At 73.8% G+C, this 21,255-nt stretch carries 11 protein-coding genes; 7 read left to right on the forward strand and 4 right to left on the reverse strand.

All coding sequences use genetic code 11. The features are described from left to right. Nucleotides 1-39: 39 nt before the first annotated feature. Together ACWDYF_RS28015 and ACWDYF_RS28020 are read left to right on the forward strand one after the other, a co-directional pair. A complete protein-coding gene (locus tag ACWDYF_RS28015) occupies nucleotides 40-10,956 on the forward strand; it encodes an amino acid adenylation domain-containing protein (RefSeq protein ID WP_389469208.1) in 10,917 nt (3,638 codons plus the stop codon). After that, nucleotides 10,943-12,646 (forward strand): ABC transporter ATP-binding protein, encoded by a 1,704-nt coding sequence (locus tag ACWDYF_RS28020; protein WP_389469211.1) that lies wholly within the window; start codon nucleotides 10,943-10,945, stop codon nucleotides 12,644-12,646. Before ACWDYF_RS28015 ends, ACWDYF_RS28020 begins: the two co-directional genes overlap by 14 nt. Nucleotides 12,647-12,663: 17 nt before the next feature. Here ACWDYF_RS28020 and ACWDYF_RS28025 read toward each other — a convergent pair whose 3' ends face one another. Further along, on the reverse strand, nucleotides 12,664-13,776 hold the full coding sequence (locus ACWDYF_RS28025) for an alpha/beta fold hydrolase (RefSeq protein WP_389469214.1): 1,113 nt from the start codon (nucleotides 13,774-13,776) through the stop codon (nucleotides 12,664-12,666). Nucleotides 13,777-13,930: 154 nt separating this feature from the next. Here ACWDYF_RS28025 and ACWDYF_RS28030 point away from each other — a divergent pair, with 154 nt between their 5' ends. Continuing rightward, nucleotides 13,931-14,143: an MbtH family protein gene (locus tag ACWDYF_RS28030; protein ID WP_018567756.1), complete on the forward strand. Its 213-nt coding sequence runs from the start codon at nucleotides 13,931-13,933 to the stop codon at nucleotides 14,141-14,143. A 17-nt stretch (nucleotides 14,144-14,160) separates the two neighbouring features. Then, nucleotides 14,161-14,391 carry a hypothetical protein gene (locus ACWDYF_RS28035; RefSeq protein ID WP_018567757.1) on the forward strand — a complete coding sequence of 77 codons (231 nt, stop codon included), beginning with the start codon at nucleotides 14,161-14,163 and terminating at the stop codon, nucleotides 14,389-14,391. 87 nt (nucleotides 14,392-14,478) lie between these two features. Here ACWDYF_RS28035 and argB read toward each other — a convergent pair whose 3' ends face one another. The 3 genes from argB to ACWDYF_RS28050 all read right to left on the reverse strand — a co-directional run bounded on the left by argB (nucleotide 14,479) and on the right by ACWDYF_RS28050 (nucleotide 17,188). Next, nucleotides 14,479-15,417, reverse strand: coding sequence for an acetylglutamate kinase (gene argB / locus ACWDYF_RS28040; protein ID WP_389469218.1), 939 nt, complete (start codon nucleotides 15,415-15,417; stop codon nucleotides 14,479-14,481). A 121-nt stretch (nucleotides 15,418-15,538) separates the two neighbouring features. Beyond that, nucleotides 15,539-16,264, reverse strand: coding sequence for a dipeptidase PepE (gene pepE, locus ACWDYF_RS28045; RefSeq protein ID WP_389469220.1), 726 nt, complete (start codon nucleotides 16,262-16,264; stop codon nucleotides 15,539-15,541). Nucleotides 16,265-16,327: 63 nt separating this feature from the next. Next, nucleotides 16,328-17,188: an IclR family transcriptional regulator gene (locus ACWDYF_RS28050; RefSeq protein WP_389469223.1), complete on the reverse strand. Its 861-nt coding sequence runs from the start codon at nucleotides 17,186-17,188 to the stop codon at nucleotides 16,328-16,330. Nucleotides 17,189-17,361: 173 nt separating this feature from the next. Between ACWDYF_RS28050 and ACWDYF_RS28055 the strand changes: the two genes are divergently transcribed. The 3 genes from ACWDYF_RS28055 to ACWDYF_RS28065 are packed head-to-tail and all read left to right on the forward strand — an operon-like array spanning nucleotide 17,362 to nucleotide 21,058. Further along, the gene (locus ACWDYF_RS28055; protein ID WP_381744492.1) at nucleotides 17,362-18,315 is read left to right on the forward strand and encodes a DUF1177 domain-containing protein; all 954 of its coding nucleotides are present in this window, start codon (nucleotides 17,362-17,364) and stop codon (nucleotides 18,313-18,315) included. Nucleotides 18,316-18,317: 2 nt separating this feature from the next. Further along, on the forward strand, nucleotides 18,318-19,724 hold the full coding sequence (locus ACWDYF_RS28060) for a cytosine permease (RefSeq protein ID WP_389469231.1): 1,407 nt from the start codon (nucleotides 18,318-18,320) through the stop codon (nucleotides 19,722-19,724). After that, a complete protein-coding gene (locus ACWDYF_RS28065) occupies nucleotides 19,721-21,058 on the forward strand; it encodes a M20/M25/M40 family metallo-hydrolase (protein WP_389469234.1) in 1,338 nt (445 codons plus the stop codon). The genes ACWDYF_RS28060 and ACWDYF_RS28065 overlap by 4 nt, the downstream gene beginning before the upstream one ends. Nucleotides 21,059-21,255 lie beyond the last annotated feature (197 nt).

A 21,255-nucleotide genomic window follows, 5' to 3' on the forward strand; every position in this document is an offset into this window, starting at 1 on the left:
TTAGCCTTGCCTTAATCCCTGGAAGGTGCTGAGACTTCGATGATGGAACCGAGCGCTCGTCTCGTGCAGATCTCCTCCGCGCGTCTGGCCGACGTACGCCGGCGCATCGGCGAACACTCCGACCGGACCATCGCCGAGGCATGTGCCGTCGCACTGTCGTACTGGGCGACGGACCGCGGCCCGGACGGCATCGACCTCGCCCCCGGCACCCTCTTCGCCGATGTGCTCGGCTGGGTCCGCAACGGCGGCGGCGCCCCGCACGGCTGGGAGGTGGACGAGGCCCCGGACGGGATGCGCGTCGCCCTCCCCGAGGGCGTGCCTGCGCCCCGGGCGCAGCTCGCGCTGGACGACCTGGCCGACTTCCCGGACCGGCCCCTCGGCTCCATCGGCCCGTCCGGGACGGCCGAGCGGCTGAAGACCCTCGCCGCGTGGAACGACACCGCCGCCGAACGGGTCCGGCCGACCATCGTCGAGATGTTCCGCGAACAGGCGCGGCTCAGGCCGGACGCCGTCGCCGTCGTCGACGGACACCGGTCGCTGACCTATCGCGAGGCGGCACGCCTGTCGGCCCAGCTGGCCCACCATCTGATCGCCCGCGGACTCACCGCGGAACAGGTGGTCGGCATCTCGCTGGAGCGCTCGGCGGACATGGTGATCGGCCTGCTCGGCGTGCTCCAGGCGGGCTGCGCGTTCGTCCCGCTCGATCCGCAGTGGCCCGCCGCGCGCCGCGCCGTCGTCATCGCCGACGCACAGGTCGTGGTGCAGCTCAACGCCTCCGGCGAGCACGACGGCACCGAACCCCCCGCCGTCGCCGTCGGCCTCGACGACTGGCGCCACGGCTCCCACCCCGACGAGGCACCCCGGATCACCATCCCCGGCGGGGCCCTGGCCTACGTCATCTTCACCTCCGGTTCGACCGGCCGCCCCAAGGGCGCGATGATCCGGCACGAGGCGATCAGCGAGCGCCTGCTGTGGCAGTCCGGCGAGATCCTCGGCTTCGGCCACGACGACGCCTCGCTGTTCAAGGCACCGCTGTCCTTCGACATCTCCGTCAACGAGATCTTCCTGCCCCTGGTGTGCGGCGGCAGACTGGTGGTCCTGCGGCCGGGCGGCGAACGCGACCCGCACCACCTGCTGAGCGTGATCGCCGGACAGCGCGTCACCTTCACCTACCTCGTGTCGTCCATGCTGGACGTCCTGCTGGAGATCGCCGGTGACTCCGGGCGGCTGGACAGCCTGCGACACGTGTGGTGCGGCGGCGAGGTGCTCACCCCGGAGCTGTACGAACGGTTCCGCACCCGGCTCGACATCCCCATGTACCACGGCTACGGACCGGCCGAGACCACCATCGGCGTCTCCCACGTCATCTACCGGGGCGCGGCGGAACGCCTGTCTACCTCCATCGGCAGGGCCAACCCCAACACCCAGCTGTACGTCCTGGACGACGAACTGCGCCCGGTCCCGGTCGGCGTCGGCGGCGAACTCTACGTCGGCGGCTTCCTGCTGGGCCGCGGGTACGTCAACGCGCCCGGCCTGACCGCGACCCGCTTCGTCGCCAACCCCTTCGCGGACGACGGGTCCCGGCTGTACCGCACCGGCGACCTCGCGCGGTTCGCCCCGGACGGATCACTGGACTTCCTCGGCCGGGCCGACAACCAGGTCAAGATCCGCGGCATGCGGCTCGAACTGGAGGACGTCGAGGCCGGTCTCGCCGAACACCCCGGCGTACGGCACACCTGCGTCGTCGCCAGGAAGAACAGCGCGGGCGGCACCTACCTCGTCGGCTATGTGATCCCGGCCGCCGGGCACGAAGGACTGCGGGCGGCCGAGGTCAGGTCCTGGGCCGCCGGGCACCTGGTGGAGTACATGGTGCCCGCCCACATCGTCGTCCTGCCGGAGTTCCCGCTCACCCCCAACGGCAAGCTGGACCGGCGCGCGCTGCCCGAGCCCGAGATCGCCACCGGCCCCTCCGTCCGTCCCGTCACCGACGAGGAGCGGACGGTGTGCGCGGCCGTCGCCTCGCTGCTGCGGCTGGAGGAGGTCGGCGTCGACCAGGACTTCTTCCAGCTCGGCGGCGACAGCATCCTCGCCATCTCGCTGCTGAGCGCGCTGCGCGACGCCGGTCTCTACGTCACCGCCGGGCAGATCTTCGCCCACAGCGTCCTGGGCGCGCTGGCCGCGGTGGCCGGCCGCGAGGACCTCACCGGCATGGACCACGACGACGTACCGACCGGCCCCGTCACCGGGTCGCCCATCGTCCAGTGGCTCGGCCGGACCACCGACGCGGTCGACGGCTTCGTGCAGTCGGTCGTGCTGAACACCCCGGCACAGCTCACCGCCGACGCCCTCGACACCGTCCTCACCGCCGTCGTCGCCCGCCACGACATGCTGCGCGCCCGCCTCGTACGCGGCGAACGCTGGAGCTTCGACATCCCGGAGGCCGCCACGGCACGGGCCGACTGGGAGGAGAGCGACCGGCCGCTGGAGGAGTGCGTGGCCCTCGCCACCGGCGGACTGGACCCGGACGGCGGGGTCATGCTGCGGGCCGTCTGGCGCCGCGCGGCACGCCAACTGGTCCTCGTCGTCCACCACGTGGTCGTCGACGGTGTGTCCTGGCGGGTCCTGATGGACGACCTGGCCACGGCATGGCGCCGGTGCGCCGCGGGCGAACCCGTCGAACTGCCCCCGGTGGGCACCTCGTTCCGGCGCTGGACACAACTGCTGGAGAGCGCGGACTTCGACCGGGACCGCGCGTACTACGAGCGTCCCCTGCCGGGACCCGACGCCCCGCTCGGCAGACGGGCGCTGTCCGGGGCCGACACCGTCGCACGGGAGAGGTCCCGGACCGTCACGGTCGGCGCCGGCATCACCGCCGCCCTGCTGGGCGAGGTCCCGGCGCGGTTCCACGCGGGCGTCAACGACGTCCTGCTGACCGCGCTCGCCGTCACCCTCGCCCGGTGGCGCCGCGACCGGGGCCAGGACCAGACGTTCGCGCACATCGAACTGGAGGGCCACGGCCGCGAGGGCCGCCATGTCGCCGCCGCCACCGGCGTCGAACCCGAACTGTCGCGCACCGTCGGCTGGTTCACCACACTGTTCCCCGTGACCGTCGACCCCGGCCCGGCCGACGACCTCACCGACCCCGGCTACCTCGCCGCCGCGCTCAAGGCGGTCAAGGAGGACCTCGCCCGGGTGCCGGGCAACGGTCTCTCCTACGGCGCCCTGCGCCACCTGGCCGACGCCTCCTTCACCGCCCCCGCACCCCAGGTCCTCTTCAACTACCTGGGCCGCTTCGACGCGGGCGCCTCCGGGGACTGGCAACTGACCGCGGCCACCGGGCACCTGGGCGAGAAGCGCGACCCGGGCATGCGCCTGCCCCGCGTCCTGGAGTTCAACGCGATCGCCGAACCCGCCGCCGGTGGCGAGTACGAACTGGTCACCACCCTCACCTGGCCCGACGGCATGTTCACCGGCACCGACATCGACACGATCGGCGGCTACCTCCGTACGGCCCTCGCCGGGCTCGCCGCGCTGGACGGCGGCGGCCACTCGCCCAGCGACTTCCCGCTGGTGCGGCTCACCCAGGCCGACGTCGACGCCCTGGACGGCCCCGCGCTGCGCGACATCCTGCCCCTGACCCCGCTCCAGGAGGGCCTGTACTTCCACTCGGTCTTCGACGACGACTCCACCGGCAGCTACGTCGAACAGCAGGTGCTGACCCTGGAGGGCGAAGCCGACGCCGACCGGCTCGCCGCCGCGGCCACCCGGCTGCTCGCCCTGCACCCCAACCTGGCCGCGCGGTTCACCGCGCTCTCCGACGGCCGCGTCGTCTCCGTCCTGGAGAGCGGGGCCCACGCGCCGTTCACCGTGCTCGACCGGCCCGGCATCACCGACGCGGAGATCCGCGACCACGCCGAGCAGGACCGCCGCGCCGGATTCGACCTGGCCACCGGCCCGTTGATGCGGTACACGCTGTTCCGCGACGCGGCGGCCGGCCGCGACGTGCTGGTGCAGACCGTGCACCACATCATCGCCGACGGCTGGTCCGTGCCGCCCATGCTCCGCACCCTGCTCGCCGAGTACCACGCGCCCGGCACCGTGTATCCGGCGGGCGGCTACGCCGACTACGTCGCCTGGCTCGCCGGACGCGACGCCGACGAGAGCGACCGGGTGTGGGACGCCGAACTGGCCGGGCTGCCCGGCCCCTCGCTGGTCGCGGCGGACCACACCCCCTCGGGCCGGTTCGCCGACACCTCCGTGCGGCTGCCGCAGGACATCGACGCGGCCGCACGGGCCGCCGGAGCCACGCTGAGCGTGGCCGTGCACAGCGCCTGGGCACTGACCCTGGGCGGCCTCCTGCACACCGGCGACGTGGTGTTCGGCTCCACCGTCTCCGGCCGCGACGCGGACGTCCCCGGCATCGGCGACATGATCGGACTCTTCATCAACACCGTCCCGCTGCGGGCCCGGTGGGACGAGGGGACCACGGCGGCCGAGCTGCTCTCCGCGGTGCGCGCCCACCAGGGCGCGGTCCTCGCGCACCAGCACGTCTCGCTCGCGCGGATCGGCCGCCGGGCCGGCACCGGCCCCCTCTTCGACACCCTCGTGGTGTTCGACGTGGCGACCGACGTCGCCGCCCTGCGCCGCCCCGGCGACACCCTGTCCGTCACCGGCATCGCCAACGAGGGCGCCCCGCACTACCCGCTGACCCTGGTCGTGGAGCGGACCCCCGACGGGCACCCGCGCTTCAACCTCATCCACGACACCGCACTGCTGCGGGAGAACGCCGCCCAGGACATCCTGCGCGGGTTCACCCACGTCCTCACCGGCCTCCTCGACCGGCCGGACACCCCCGTCGCCGACCTGCTGCCGGGTCAGACCCGGAGCGCGGCGCCGACCGAACCGACCACCCTCGGCGCCCTGTTCGACGCCGCGGCGCTCCGCGACCCGGCGGCCACCGCCGTCACCCAGTGCGCCCTGGACGGCACCACCCGCTCACTGACCTACGGCGAACTGGCCGAGGCGAAGGACACCCTGGCCGCCGCCCTGCGCGTGGCCGGAGTCCGGCCGGGCCGTCGCGTCGCCGTGGCCGTCCCCCGCTCCGTGGAACAGGTCGTCGCCCTGCTCGCGATCGTCTCCGCGGGCGGCGCCTATGTACCGCTGGACACGGCCTACCCCGACGAACGCCTGGAGTACATCCTCGCCGACGCCGCCCCGCAGGCCGTCCTCGTCGGCCCCGGAGAGCGGGACCGCTTCACGGCGCTGCTGGAGCGGGCGGGCGTCGCGGCCCGCGTCCTCGTGCAGGGCGACGAACCGCCCCACGACGCCGCCGGTTCCACCGCTGACGCGGCCGGCCCCTCCGACCCCGCCTACGTCATCTACACGTCCGGCTCCACCGGACGGCCCAAGGGCGTCGTCGTCCCGCACTCCAGTGTGGTGGCGCTGCTCGCCAACACCCGCCAGGACATGGGCTTCGGCCCGGACGACGTATGGGTGCAGTTCCACTCGTACTCCTTCGACTTCGCGGTCTGGGAGCTGTGGGGCGCCCTGGTGCACGGCGGCGAACTGCTCGTCCCCGACTACGCGTTGACCCGCTCCCCGGTCGACTTCCACCGGCTGGTCCGCGAGCGCGGGGTGACCGTGCTGAACCAGACGCCCTCCGCCTTCCACCGGTTCACCGAGGCCGACCGGCAGGCGGGCCTGCCCCTTCCGGCGCTGCGCCGGATCATCTTCGGCGGCGAGGCACTCGACCTCGCCCGGCTGCGCGGCTGGACCGAGCGGCACGGCACCACCACGCCCGAACTGGTCAACATGTACGGCATCACCGAGACCACGGTCCATGTGACCCACCGGGTGCTCACCGGCGACGACTTCGGCTCCGACGGCGCCAGCCCCATCGGCGGCCCGGTCCCCGGCCTGGTCACCCATCTGCTCGACGACCGGCTCCGGCCGGTGCCGCCGGGCCGGGAGGGCGCCATCTACGTGGCCGGGGACCAGGTGTCCCTCGGCTACCTGGGCCGTCCGGGGCTCACCGCGAGCCGGTTCGTGGCGAACCCGTTCGCGGCCGACGGCTCCCGCATGTACCACACGGGCGACCTCGCCCGCCGCACCCTCGGCGGCGAGCTGGAGTTCACCGGCCGCGCCGACGACCAGGTGCAGCTCAAGGGCTTCCGCATCGAGCTGGGCGAGGTCGAGTCCGCCGTACGGGACCTCGACGGGGTGACCGACGTCGCCGTCACCGTCGCGGACAGCGGGGACCACCTCGTCGCCCACGTCGTGGGCCGCGCACCCGCCGGCCTCGCCGGACTCCTCGCCGCGAAGCTGCCCGCGCACATGGTGCCGGGCCGCGTCCTGCCGGTGGACGCCCTGCCGCTGACCGTCAACGGCAAGCTGGACCGCAAGGCCCTCGCGGAACGGGCCGCCGCAGCGCCGGACGAGGACGCCTCGGCGGCCGCCACCGACTCCGTACTCTCCGCGCTGACCGCGCTGACCGGCATCTTCGCCGACACCCTGGACCAGCCGGGCGCCGACGCCGACACCGACTTCTTCGGCGCAGGCGGCGACAGCATCGTCGCCATCACCGTCGTCAACCGGGCCAGGGCGCTCGGCCTGCCGGTCACCCCCCGCGACGTGTTCCTGCTGAAGACACCGCGCGCACTCGCCGGAGAGCTGGCCGCCCGCGCACCGCGGAGCCCGCGGGCCGCCGCGGCGCCCGCGCGACGCGAGCACGGCCCGGTGCCGCCCACCCCCATCATCCTGCGCCAGCGCGAACTGGGCGGCTCCCTTTACCGGTTCGCCCAGGCCAGGACCCTGGACGTGCCCGACGGCATCGCGCACCCGGACATCGAGCGCGCCGCCAACGCCGTCCTGGCCGCCCACCCCGCCCTCGGACTGCGGCTGAGCACCGAGCACGGCGTGTGGAGCCTGCGCACCGGCCCCGCACGCGAGGCCACCGTCGTACGCGCCGACACGGCCGACGCCACCGCGGCCGCCGACGAGGCCGCCGCCCGGCTCGACCCCGCGACCGGCGACCTCACCGCGTTCACCTGGCTCCCCGCCACCGACACCCTGGTCGTCACCGTCCACCATCTCGCGGTCGACTCGGTGTCCTGGCTGATCCTGCTGGACGACCTGGCCGCCGCCCTGCGCGGGCGCGCACCCGCACCGGCGACCACGTCCTACGCCGAGTACGCCGAGGCACTCGTCCAGGCGTCCGCCGACACCACCGGCCTCGGCCACTGGATCGACACCCTCCGGGCACCCGCCCTGCTGCCCGCGACCGGAGCGCTGCGCGAGACCACCGCCGTCCTCGATCCCGGCACCAGCGACCGGGTGACGCGCACCGCGCCCGCCGCGCTCGGCGTCGCCCTCACCGAACTGCTCTGCGGCGCACTGCGCACCGCGCTGACCCGGATCCAGCCGGCCCCCACCGATCTCGCGATCGACCTGGAACGGCACGGCCGCGTCCCCGTGCGCGAGGACCACGACTACACCCGCACGGTCGGCTGGTTCACCGCCGTCGCCCCCGTCCGGCTCACCGCGCACACCGACCCCGTCGCCGCGGCCCGCGAACTCGCCGGGCGGCAGCCGGACGAGGCCGGACACCTCGCCTACGGCCGGCTGCGCCACCTCAACCCGCAGACCGCCCCGCTGCTCACCGCCCGCCCGCAGGTGCTCCTCAACTACCTCGGCCGGGGCGGCGAGTCCTGGGCCCCGCGCATCACCGGCGGCGACCAGGGCAGCCCGTACGCCGTGGAGGTCAACGCCTGGACCGACGCGGCCACCGGCAGCCTGCACGCGGACTTCACCCTCGCCGAGGAGATCCCCGACGAGATCACCGCCCACTGGCTGGACGCCCTGAAGGGCATCGCGGACGCCGCCGCCACGGCCGAACGCACCGCACCGGTCACCCCGCTCCAGCGCGGACTGTTCTTCCAGGCCCAACTGGCGGGCCCGTCCGGGCACTACGTCGCCCAGAGCCACTTCGCCTTCGACCGGCGACTGGACACCGACGCGCTGGCCGAGGCCATGGCCGCCGTGACCGCCCGGCACCCCGCCGTCGGCGCCGGCTTCACCACCGACGACGACGGCAACCCGGTCCAGCTCCTCAGGGCGGGCCGACGGGTGGCCGTCCGCACGGTCGAACTGTCCACCGAGGCGGACGTGCGGGACCTGTGCGTGCGCGACCGCGGCACCGGATTCGACCTCGCCGATCCACCCCTGATCCGGCTGACCGTGATCCGGCGGCCCGACGGCCGCGACGACCTCCTCCTCAGCTACCACCTGCTGCTGTGGGACGGCTGGTCCCGCGCGATCGTCCTGCGCGACCTGTTCGCCGCCTACGAGGCCGTCCTCGCGGGCGAACAGCCGGACACCCGCCCCGCCGCCCCCGGCTTCGAGGACCACGCCCGGACCCTCGCCGCCAGGGACCAGGCCGCGGCGGAACGCTTCTGGGCCGGGCACCTGGCCCCGCTGACGGGCCCGACCCTGCTCGCCGGACCGGCACCCGCCCTCTCGGCGGACCTGCCGCCCGCCCTCGTGCGCACCCTCACCGCCGAGCAGTCGGACCTGCTCCGGGAGGCGGCCAAGGCGCACGGCGTCACCCTGAACTCCGTCCTCACCGGCGCGTTCGGCCTGCTCCTGGCCGCCCACACGGGCCGCGCCGACGCGGTGTTCGGCGTGACCGTCTCCGGCCGCGAGGGCGAGGGACTCGCCGAGGTCGTCGGGGTGCTGCTCAACACCGTGCCGATGTGGACCCGGGCCCGGCCCGACGACACCGTCGAGGACTATCTGACGGCGGTCCAGGCGTCCCGGGTCGCGGCCATGGAGCACGAACACCTCGGCCTGGGCGAGATCCAGCGGGCCGGCGGCCACGACACCCTGTTCGACAACCTCTTCGTGCTCCAGAACTTCCTGGACCTGGACGCCTTCGCCGAGATGAACGCCCGCCACGGCATCACCGCCGTACGCTCCGACGACTCCACCCACTACCCGTTCACCTGGGTCGTCACCCCCGGCGACCGGCTCACGGTCAAACTGGAGCACCGCCACGGCGACAGCGACGGCGCCCGCCGCCTCCTCGACGGCTATGTGCGCGTACTGGAGGACCTGGCCACGGCGAGCGGACCGGTGGGCGCCCTGCGCGGCTTCGGTCCCGAGCCCGAGCCGGCCGTCCGCACGGACATCGGCACGGACACCGTCGTCGACCGGTTCGACGCGGCGGCCGACCGCGCCCCGCGGCGCACCGCGCTCGTCTCGCACGGCAGCAGCATGACGTTCGCCGAACTCCGCGACCGCAGCCGGGCGCTGGCGGGCGTGCTCGCCGGACGCGGCATCGGCCCCGAGCGGACCGTGGCCCTCGCGGTCCCGCGCTCCCTCGACTCGATCGTGGCGCTGTTCGCCGTGCTGCGCACCGGAGCCGCGTACGTGCCGCTGGAGCTGGACCACCCCGACGAGCGGATCGCCTCGATCACCGCCGACGCCCGCCCCGACGTGACCCTCACCGTCAGCGCCGTGTCACCCCGGCTCACCGGCGACCTGATCGAACTCGACCGGCCGCTCCCGCCGGCCGAGCCGTTCGTGACGTTCGCGCCGGACGACCCGCACCGCCTGCGGCACCCGGCCTACACGATCTACACCTCCGGCTCCACCGGGCGGCCCAAGGGCGTGGTGACCGAGTACGCCGGCCTCACCAACATGCTCGTCAACCACCAGCGCCGTATCTTCGGTCCGGTGCTGGCCGGCCACGGCGACCGGGTCTTCCGGATCGCCCACACCGTGTCCTTCGCCTTCGACATGTCGTGGGAGGAGCTGCTGTGGCTCGCCGACGGCCACGAGGTGCACATCTGCGACGAGGAACTGCGCCGCGACGCGCCCGCCCTGGCCGCCTACTGCCGTGAGCACGGCATCGACGTCGTCAACGTGACCCCCACGTACGCCCAGCAGCTGGTGGCCGAGGGACTGCTCGACACCCCCGGCCGACGTCCCGCGCTGGTCCTGCTGGGCGGCGAGGCGGTCACCCCGGCCCTGTGGCAGCGGCTCACCGACACCGAGGGCACCGTCGGCTACAACCTGTACGGACCCACCGAGTACACCATCAACACCCTGGGCGTGGGCACCTTCGAGTGCCAGGACCCGGTGGTGGGGGTGGCGATCGACAACACCGACGTGTTCGTGCTGGACCCCTGGCTGCGGCCGCTGCCGGACGGGGTGCCCGGCGAGCTGTACGTCTCGGGCATCGGCATCGCCCGCGGCTACCTCGGCCAGAGCGCGCAGACCGCGCACCGCTTCGTCGCCTCGCCCTTCGGCCGGCCCGGCGAACGCATGTACCGCACCGGCGACCTCGTGGTCCGGCGGCCCGACGGCAACCTGGCCTACCTCGGCCGCACCGACCAGCAGGTCAAGATCCGCGGCCACCGGGTCGAACTCGGCGAGGTCGAGGCGGCGTTCGCCGCCCACCCGGCGGTACGCTTCACCGCGGCCGTCGCCCAGCCTGACCCGCAGGTCGACGGCGCCCACCGGCTGGCCGCCTACCTGGTGCTCGACGGCGCCGACCTGGCGACCGTCGCCGCCGAGGTGGGCGCCGCGCTGCCGGACTTCCTGCGGCCGACCCACTACGCCGAGGTCGAGCGCATCCCGCTCACGGTGAACGGCAAGGCCGACACCAAGGCCCTGCCCGAGCCCCGGCCGCTCGGAGCGCTGACCACCGCGGGCGAGCGCCGCCCGCGGACCGGCACCGAGACACTGGTCTGCGAGTATTTCGCCGAGGCCCTGGACCTGGACGACGAGGAGGTGAGCGCGGTGAGCGACTTCGTGTCCCTCGGCGGGCACTCCATGCTCGCCGTCCGTCTGAACGGACTGCTCCGCCGCGAGTTCGGACCCGTGATCACCATCCGCGACCTGTTCACCCTGCGCACCCCGGAAGCGATTGCCCGCCACCTCGATGACCACTCCTGACGTCCAGCGGTCCCGCACCCAGGGATCCGGCATCCTCCGCACCGCCGTGCGCCGCAACGTGGGCGCGATGGCCTGGGGCACCCTCCTGATGGGGCTGTACCAGGCGGGCGAGACCGCCTTCCCGATCGCACTCGGCCTGATCGTCGACCACACGATGCGGCACCGGAGCACGGCGGCGCTCGCCCTGTCGGTGGCGGCGCTCGCCGTGATCATCACGACCGTGTCGCTGTCGTGGCGCTTCGGGATGCGCATCCTCCAGAAGGCCAACACAACCGAGGCCCACCGCTGGAGGGTGCGGGTCGCGGCCTGCGGCCTCCAGCCGGTGGCCCGGGACACCGGCCTCAAGTCCGGCGAGGTGCTCACCATCGCCACCGAGGACGCCGACCAGACCGCCGACATCGTGGAGGTGGTCCCCATGCTGATCAGCTCCCTGGTCGCGGTGCTGGTCGCGGCGGTCACCCTGAGCCTGGCGAGCCTGCGGCTCGGCCTGCTCGTCCTGGTGGGCACCGTCGCCATCCTCTCGGTGCTCAGTGTGATGTCCCGGCGCATCGGCACCAGCACCAAGGAGCAGCAGGCCCGGGTGGCACGAGCGGGCGCGAAGGTCGCCGACCTGATCACCGGCCTGCGCCCGCTGCACGGCTTCGGCGGCAACCACGCGGCGTTCCTGTCCTACCGGAAGGTCAGTCAGCAGGCCAGGCAGCAGGCGGTCACCGTCGCCCGGGTGAACGGCCTCTACGCGGGCGCCGCGCTGGGCCTGAACGCCGCCCTCGCCGCCTCGGTGACGCTGACCGCCGGATGGCTGGCCCTCGACGGGCGGATCAGCATCGGGGAACTGGTCACGGCCGTCGGCCTGGCGCAGTTCATCATGGAACCGCTCAAGCTGTTCTCGGACATGCCCAAGTACGTCATGATGGCGCGCGCCTCGGCGGAGCGGATGGCCCTGGTGCTGTCCGGGCCGCCGGTGACGACCCCCGGCACCGAACACCCGGCCCCGGGCGGGGACCTGGAGGTCGACGGCGTCCGGTACGGGTCCCTGCGCGGCGTGGAGTTCCGGGTCCCGGCGGGCTCCTTCACGGCGATCGCGGTCCACCAGTCGCGCGCCGCGGGCGAACTGACCTCGATCCTGGCCCTGTCCGTCCCGCCGGACGCCTACGAGGGCACGGTGCGCGTCGGCGGGCGGCGGCTCGCGGAGCTGTCGGTCGAGTCGGTCCGCGAGCATCTCCTCGTGAATCCGTACGACGGCGAGATCTTCGCCGGTACCCTCCGCTCGAACATCGACCCCTCCGGGACGAGCCGCACGGTGGCCGAGGCGGTCGAGGCGTCCCTGCTGACCGACGTCGTCGCCCTGCACCGCGAGGGACTCGACCACGAGGTCCGCGACCGGGGCTCGAACCTCTCCGGCGGCCAGCGCCAACGGCTGTCCCTGGCACGGGCGCTGGCCGCCGACAGCGACGTCCTGGTGCTGCACGACCCGACGACGGCGGTGGACGCCGTGACCGAGCAGCTCGTCGCACGCAACATCGCGCGGCTGCGCCGGGGCCGTACCACCGTCGTCGTCACCACCAGTCCGGCCCTGCTGGACGCCGCCGACCGGGTCCTCGTCCTGGACGGCGGGGTCGTCACCGCCCGGGGCACCCACCGGGAACTGCTGGCCACCGACGAGGCGTACCGCCTGGCCGTGACCAGGTGACCCGGGCCCCGCGCCCGTCAGCCCAGCGCCCAGGCGACGTCCCTGAGCAGGGAGTGCCGCCAGCCCGCCCGGTCATGGTGCGAGGCCGACCTCGACACCCGGACGGTCGCGCCCGAGCGCCGGGTCAGCTCCTCGACCAGTTCGCAGTGGGGACGCATACGTGTCTCGTGCTCGCCCAGGTCGAACGCGATCCGCAGCCCGGCCGGGGCGGGCCGCTCGCGCAGCCGCGCGGCGACCGCGCCGCCGGCCGGGCCGCCCAGCGGGTCGGGCAGCTCCATGGCCCCGGGCGTCCACCAGAACGACCCCGACTGGCAGGCGACCCGGGACACCAGCTCCGGGAACTCCAGCGCCGCGTACAGCGCGCTCAGCCCGCCCAGGCTCTGCCCGGCGACCACCAGGCGGTCCGGGTCGGCGGGCACCCCGCTCTCCGCCACCAGCGGCAGCAACTCGTCCCGCACCGACTCCCACAGCTCGGGCCGGCACCCGAACTCGGCGAGCCGGTCCCGGGACGGCACGAAGACCAGCGTGACGGGAGGCACGTCACCGGCGGCGAAGGCCGCGTCGAACGCCGCCATGGCCGGATGCAGGTACAGCCAGTCGTCGCCGTCCAGCAGCAGGACCACCGGGCCGCCGCCGCCCACCGGATGGACCCGCACCGTCCGCCGCCCGCCCAGCCGTCCGGCGGGCCAGCGGACCCGGGTACGGGGCAGCGGCAGCACGTCGTCGGCGCCGACGGACGGCCAGTGCGGCTGCGGGGGAGCGTCCGGTGTGGCGGTCACGGACCGGTCGCCGCCCATCCCGGCGGGGTTGAGCGGATCGGCGCAGGAGGCGTCGCCCACCACGAAGCGGTAGGTCGCCCGGAACCGCGCGGGCAGCGGCACCTGGGCGTACCAGCAGTCCGTGTCGCGCCACCGGGCCAGCGGCACCGGCTCCGGCCAGCTCTCGAACGTGACGACCGCCGGACCGCCGCGCCGCAGGAACAGGGTGAGCCAGCCACCGTCGCCGGACGGCACCGACACGGGAGCCGCCGCGGCCCAGAACGCGTCGGTGCCGGGCGTACCGGACAGGCCGAACGCGGCGAAGGGGCTCTGTGCGCCGTCCGCGTCCGGGACCCGTTCGACTGCGCGCATCGGTGTCTCCTTGTGAGGGGAAAGAGGGAACGTTAAGCTGCGATTAGGCGAGCCTAACCTAAGTGTGTGGCTCCCTTGTTGCCGAACCCATCCCCGACCGAGCACCCCGTGGACATGGCGCCCGCCGTCCCAACGGGCCAGGAGGAAACCGGACATGAGCACCAACCCGTTCGACGACGCCGAGGGCCGCTTCCTGGTCCTGGTGAACGACGAGGGCCAGCACTCGCTCTGGCCGTCCTTCGCCGCGGTGCCCGGAGGGTGGACGGTCGCCCTGGAGGAGACCACCCGCGACGCCTGCCTGGAGTACGTCGAGACCCACTGGACCGATCTGCGCCCCCGCTCCCTCGCCGAAGCCGCCGACGCCTGACCGGAAGCGGGACAACCGTGAGCAGCCCGACGAACGTCCTGGAGCGGTACGCCCACCTCTGGGAGGAGCCCGACATCCTGCCCCGCTGGATCATCTGGCGCGCGGGCGCGGGGGAGACCCTCGTCTTCGACCGGCACGTCAATGTCCCGGTCGACGTGGACGACGCGTCGCTCGCCGAGGTCCTGCGCCGGATGCGCGAGGCGGGGGCACCGGAGACGGACTCCTACCCGGGGCGGCGCTGCGGCTAGCACCCCGGCGTCCCGGACAGGGCGGTGGCCCCTCCCGAGGGCGGGGCCACTGTCATGTCCGGCGGTCACCCGCCGTGTCGTGTGCCGTCAGATCCCGTCCGGGACCACCGTGGTGCCGGACGGAGTCCCGGCGAAGACGCCGCGCAGCAGCGCGTGCGGGACCCGGCCGTCGACGACCTGGGCCCTGGCGACCCCGGCCCGTACGGCGCGCAGGCAGCCCTCCATCTTGGGCAGCATCCCGGCGGCGAGCCCCGGCAGCAGCGCGTCCAGCTCACCGGCCGTCAGACGCCCGATCACCTCGGTGCCGTGCGGCCAGTTCGCGTACAGGCCCTCGACGTCGGTCATCACCACCAGCCGGTCCGCCCCCAGCGCCACGGCCAGGGCCGAGGCGGCGAGATCGGCGTTGACGTTGTAGACCAGGCCGTCCTCGCCGCGCGCGACGGGCGAGACCACGGGGATGCGGCCCTGCTCCAGCAGCGTGTCGATCGTGGCGGCCTCCACGGCCACGACATCGCCGACCAGGCCGATGTCCACCGGCCGGCCGTCCACCCAGGCGGGGCGCCGCACGGCGGTCATCGTGTGGGCGTCCTCGCCCGACAGACCCACGGCGAACGGTCCGTGGGCGTTGATGGCCCCGACCAGTTCGCGCTGGACATGGCCGGTGAGCACCATCCGGACGACGTCCATGGTCTCCGGCGTCGTCACCCGCAGCCCGGCCTCGAAGCGCACCTCCAGGCCGAGCCGGTCGAGCAGGGCGCTGATCTGGGGTCCGCCGCCGTGCACGACGACGGGCCGCAGGCCCGCGTGCCGCAGTTCCACCAGGTCCTGGGCGAACGTCCTGTGCAGGGACGGATCCACCATGGCGTTGCCGCCGAACTTCACGACGACCGTGCGGCCCCGGAGCTCCTCGGGCCACGGCAGGTCCCGGCCGCCCGGCGCCGGGGACGGCACCGGCCTTGCGGCCGCCCCCGCCGTCCCCGCCGTCCTCGTCGTTCCCGCGGCCTGCGCCGTACTCGGCTCCGTCATCTCCGCCCCGTTCACGAGCTGTACGCCCTGGGCGCGGGGAGAGGGTGCCCCGCGCCGATCTCCCGCTTAGCTTAGCCTAACCTAAGCGGGGTCGACGGCGCCGGGCCCCGGCGTGCGCGGGCTAGGCCCGCCGGTCGAACTCCGGTGCCACCGTGAGCAGTTCGGTGACGTCCGACCCGACGGCCAGCTCCCGCGGCTGCGCACCCCGCCAAAACAGCCGGGCCGGACGCTCGCCCCCGACCGCGGCGCGGCCGTCCGCCACCCGCAGCCAGGAGCCCTCGCGCAGCCCCAGGACCGGCACGTCGTTCTCCTCCAGGAACTCCGTCAGCCGCTCCTCGCGGGTCTCGCCCTTGTGCGTGGAGCGCGGGTCGGGGTCCAGGTAGTGCGGGTTGATCTGGAAGGGGACCAGGCCCAGCGCCTCGAACGACGGCGGCTGCACGATCGGCATGTCGTTGGTGGTGCGCAGCGTGGGCGCGGCCATGTTGGTGCCCGCGCTGGCCCCCATGTACGGCAGCCCGCCGCGCACCGCGTCCCGCAGCGCCTCGCGCAGTCCCGTCCGGTACAGGGCGCTCAGCAGCCGGAACGAGTTCCCGCCGCCGACGAACACGGCGTCCGACGCGGCCAGTCGCGCGAGCGGGTCGCCGCCCTCGTGCACCCCCCGCACCTCGATCCCGGCGTCCGCGAGCGCGCCGCGGACCTTGGCGGTGTACGCGTCGTGGTCGGCGAGCGCGTACGGCACGAACGCCAGCCGTGCCCCGGCGGGCAGGAAGCCGGTCACGGTGTCCAGCGCGTGTTCCAGGTAACCGCGGCCGTACTGGGTGGAGTTGGACAGGAGCAGCAGATTCACGGGGTGTTCCTCATCGAAGGGACGCGACGCGGGTGCGACACGGGTGCGACGGTGGTGTGCGGGTCAGGCCGGGCGCGCGGCGCGCGGTCTGCGGTGGTGCTGCGGCGGGTGCGTCAGGCGCCGCTCCAGGAGCCGGGCCGCGCGGCGCAGCGCGTCGAGGCGGTCCTCGGGCCCGTCCGGGAAGCGCTCCTTGGCGGCGCCGAGGCTGAGGCTGCCGTAGGGCTCGGCGCCGAGGAAGACGGGCACGGCGACGGTGCCGATCCCGGCGTCGTACTCGCCCACGGTCCAGGCGTACCCCTGCGCGCGCACCTCGCGGAACTCGCGCTCCAGCCGGTCGGGGTCGGTGACCGTGCGCTCGGTGAAGCGCGCCATCGGGCGGCTGCGGAACAGCCGGTGGCGCTGCTCGTCGGGGAGGAAGGCGTAGTACGACTTGCTGGTGGCGCCCGCGTGCGCCGGGTACAGCTCGCCGACCAGCGGGTAGTAGCGCAGCGGCCCCTCCTCGCCCTCGACGGCCGCCACACAGCGCATGTGGAAGCTGTCCGGCAGACAGAACAGCACGGTGTCGCCGGTCGTCGCCCGCAGTTCCTGGAGCACCGGCTCGGCCAGCAGCTCCAGGGAGCCCGAACGCTCCCACAGCCGGCCCAGGCGCAGCGCGGCCGGGCCGATGCGGTAGCGCCGGGTCGCCGGGTCGGAGACCAGGAAGCCGCGGCCCGCGAGCGTGGACAGCAGCCGCTGGGCGACCGAGGTGTCCCAGCCGAACTCGCCGGCCACCTCCGTCACCCCCCAGTCGGGCCGGGAGCGCTCGAAGGCCAGCAGCACCAGCAGGGCGCGGTCCACGGTCTGCAACGCCCCGGCCGGGGTCCTGCGGTCGGCGGGCTGACCGGACTGGTCGGGCCGGCCGGGCCTACCGGGCTGATCGGGCACGGACGGCTCCTCTCCCTCGCTTGTCCCTCGCTTGCCGTCTCCTCGCCGCGCCGGACGAGGTGTCTCGCCATCCAGACGCGTATTGCAGATAACGGGAAACAGTTGCGGAGAACGTTAACGGATCCCGAACCTGCTGTCAGCACCGCCCCGGGTGCGGATCAGGAGAACTGCCCATGTTGAAGTACGTCCTGGACCTCGTCGAGCTGCTCGACGACCCCGACGTCGACGGCAAGCGCGTCGCCGCCCATCTCGACACCTTCGCGGGTCCCGAGGGCTCCGGCGCCCAGGTCACCACCGTCACCGGCGAGCGCGGCTCGACGGACTTCGTCCTCGTGCGGATCCCCGGGCGCGACGGCCGGGCCGGCGGCGGCACGGCCCGCACCCTCGGCGTGGTGGGCCGCCTGGGCGGCGTCGGCGCCCGCCCGGAGATCACCGGGCTGGTCTCCGACGCGGACGGCGCCGTCGCCGCGCTGGCCACCGCCGCCAAGCTGCTCGACATGCGCCGCCGGGGCGACGTCCTCGACGGCGATGTGGTCGTCGCCACCCACATCTGCCCGAACGCCCCGACCGCGCCGCACGACCCGGTCCCGTTCATGGACTCGCCCGTCGACATCGCCACCATGAACCGGCACGAGGTCACCGCCGACATGGAGGCGGTGCTCTCCATCGACACCACCAAGGGCAACCGGATCATCAACCACAAGGGCCTCGCCCTGTCACCCACCGTGAAGGAGGGCTGGGTGCTCCGGGTCAGCGAGCAGCTGGGCGAACTGCTCGCCGTGGTCACCGGTGAGCCGTTGGTCACGTACCCGGTGACCACCCAGGACATCACCCCGTACGGTAACGGTGTACACCACATCAATTCGATCCTCCAGCCGGCCACGGCCACCTCCGCCCCGGTCGTCGGTGTCGCGGTGACCTCCGCCGCGGCGGTGCCCGGCTGCCAGACGGGCGCGAGCCACGAGGGCGACATCGCGGCGGCGGCCCGGTTCGCCGTCGAGACCGCGAAGGCGTACGGCGGCGGCCGCCTCGACTTCCACGACGAGGCCGAGTTCGCCGCCCTGGTCGCCCGCTACGGCCCGCTCGCCCACCTCCAGACCCTCGGCAACGCCCCCAGGGAGTCGTGACCATGGCCACACACGAGAACACGGCCGCGCCCCCGCAGGAGGGCGGCGCCAGAGCCGTCGGCAGCGACGACTACGCCCTGTCCCGCGTCCCGCGCGACAAGCGGCTCGGCTTCTGGACCATGCTGCTCCAGTGGCTCGCCCAGTCCGGCTCCATCTCGCAGTTCACCCTCGGCGCCACCATCGGCGTCGGCATGTCCTTCGGCGACGCGTTCTGGGCCTTCACCCTGGGCGCGGTGATCCTGGAGGTGGTGATCTTCGCGATCGGCCTCGCCGGGATGCGCGAGGGCCTGGCGACCCCGCTGCTCACCCGCTGGGCCGGCTTCGGCCGCAACGGCTCGGCCCTGGTCAGCCTGGTCATCTCGATCAGCCTCGTCGGCTGGTTCGGCGTCCAGAACACGATCTTCGGCGACAGCGTGTCCTCGCTGGTCGGCGGGCCGTCCTGGCTGTGGTGCGTGGTCGCGGGCATCGCCATCACCGTCCTGGTGATCTTCGGCTTCCGCTACATGGCCGTCTTCGCCAAGATCGTCACCCCGCTGTTCTTCGCGATGGTGGCCTGGTCGGTCACCGACGCGCTCAGCGAGCACTCGCTGTCCGAGCTGATCCACTCCCCGGCGCCCGGCCAGGCGATCCCGCTCTCCGTCGCCGCCACCGCCATCGCGGGCGGCTACATGACCGGCGCGATCGTCTCGCCCGAGATGACCCGCTACAACCGCAAGGCCAGCCACGTCTTCCTGCAGAGCGCCTCGTCGATGATCCTCTCCGAGTACATCGTCGGCCTGACCGGCGTCCTGCTCGGCCACATGGTCGGCAACGGCCAGGTCTCACAGATCGTGCTCTCCACCTCCGGCGTCTTCGGCGTCCTGGTCGTCCTGATGTCCACGGCGAAGATCAACGACTGGAACCTGTACGGCTCCTCGCTCGGCGTCGTCAACTTCTTCCAGGTCGTCTTCGCCAAGCGCCTGCACCGCGGCGCGGTCACCATCGTCCTCGGCATCGCCGGGACCGTGCTGTCCGCCATCGGCATCATGACCCACTTCACCGACTTCCTGTCCGTGCTCGGCGTCGCCATCCCGCCGGTGGGCGGCATCATCGTCGCCGAGTACTGGGTCGTGCGCCGCATGCGCGCCCCGCTCGACGCCACCCGCGACGCCGGGACCCTGCCCGCCACCTCACCGACCTGGGTCCCCATGTCCCTGGTCATCTGGGCCGCCGCGTTCTGCGTCGGCAAGTTCTACGACGGTGGCATCCCCGCCCTGAACTCCCTGCTGACCGCCTTCGTCCTCTACGCCGCCCTCGGCCTCGTCGGCTGGATCCGGCCGTACGGCACCACCACCGTCGAGGACCAGCCCGGCGACACCGGCACCACGACCCCGGCCGCCTCCGGCCCGGCCCCCGTAGGAGCACCATGACCAGCACCGCCCCCGCCCTCGTCCCCGCCTCCGACGAGGCGCAGCGGGAAGTCGTCGACCTGTGCGCGGAGCTGATCCGCTTCGACACCTCCAACCCCACCAGCGACGAGCGCGCCTGCGCCGACTGGGTCGTGGCCCGCCTCGCCGACGTCGGCATCGCCTCCGAGCTGGTGGAGAGCGCCCCCGGCCGCGCCAACGTCATCGCCCGCATCCCCGGCACCGACCCCGCCCGCGGCGCCCTGCTCGTCCACGGCCACCTGGACGTCGTACCCGCCGACGCCGCCGAATGGCAGGTCCCGCCGTTCTCCGGCGAGATCCGCGACGGCTACCTGTGGGGCCGCGGCGCCATCGACATGAAGGACACGGTGGCCGTCATGCTGGCCACCGCCCGGCACTTCGCCCGCACCGGTACCCGGCCCGTCCGCGAGATCGTCCTCGCCTTCCTCGCCGACGAGGAGGCGGGCGGCAGGTTCGGCGCCCACTGGCTGGTCGAGCACCGGCCCGAGCTGTTCACCGGCGTCACCGAGGCGATCGGGGAGGGCGGCGGCTTCAGCTACGCCCTCGACGACACCCGCCGCCTCTACCCGATCGAGAACGCCCAGCGCGGCATGGCCTGGATGGAGCTGACGGCCACCGGGCGCGCCGGGCACGGCTCGTCGCCGAACACCGAGAACGCCGTCACCGACCTCGCCGAGTCCCTCACCCGCATCGGCCGCCACACCTTCCCGGTCCGGCTGATCGCGCCGGTGCGCGCCGTACTGGAGGAGGCCGCCCGGCTCCAGGGCGTCGACGTCGACCTGGACACCGAGAACGCCGAGGACCTGGAGGCGGAGCTGGCCAAGCTGGGCCATGTCGCCGACTTCCTCCAGGTGGTCCTGCGCAACTCGGCCAACCCGACCATGTTCTCGGCGGGCTACCAGACCAATGTGATCCCGGGCCGCGCCACCGCCCGCGTCGACGGCCGCTTCCTGCCCGGCCACGAGCAGGAGCTGATCGACACCGTCGACGCGCTGCTGCTGCCCTCGGTCTCCCGGGAGTGGGTCAACCACGACATCGCCATGGAGACGTCCTTCGACGGCCCCCTCGTCGACGCCATGTGCGCCGCCGTACGCGCCGAGGACCCCGACGGCCATCCCGTGCCGTACTGCAACCCCGGCGGCACCGACGCCAAGGCGTTCACCAAGCTGGACATCCGCTGCTTCGGCTTCAAGGGCCTCAAGCTGCCCCACGACCTCGACTACAGCCGTCTGTTCCACGGCGTGGACGAGCGGGTGCCGCTGGAGGGACTGCGCTTCGGCGTACGGGTGATGACCCGGCTGTGGCAGGACTGCTGAACCGGCCACGGCACCCCGGACAGTCCGCGGCGGCCCGGTCCCGCGTACGGCGGGGCCGGGCCGCCGCGCACCCGGACCCGCGCGGCCCGCGCCCCGGCCTCAGCCGTTCGGCGTAGCGGGGAGCGCCCGGCTCTCGGCGGGGCGGCCTCAGGGGCGGGTCCGGAGGCGGGTCCGGGGGCGGTTCCGGGGACCGAGGC

The organism is Streptomyces sp. NPDC003284 (genome assembly GCF_053589675.1).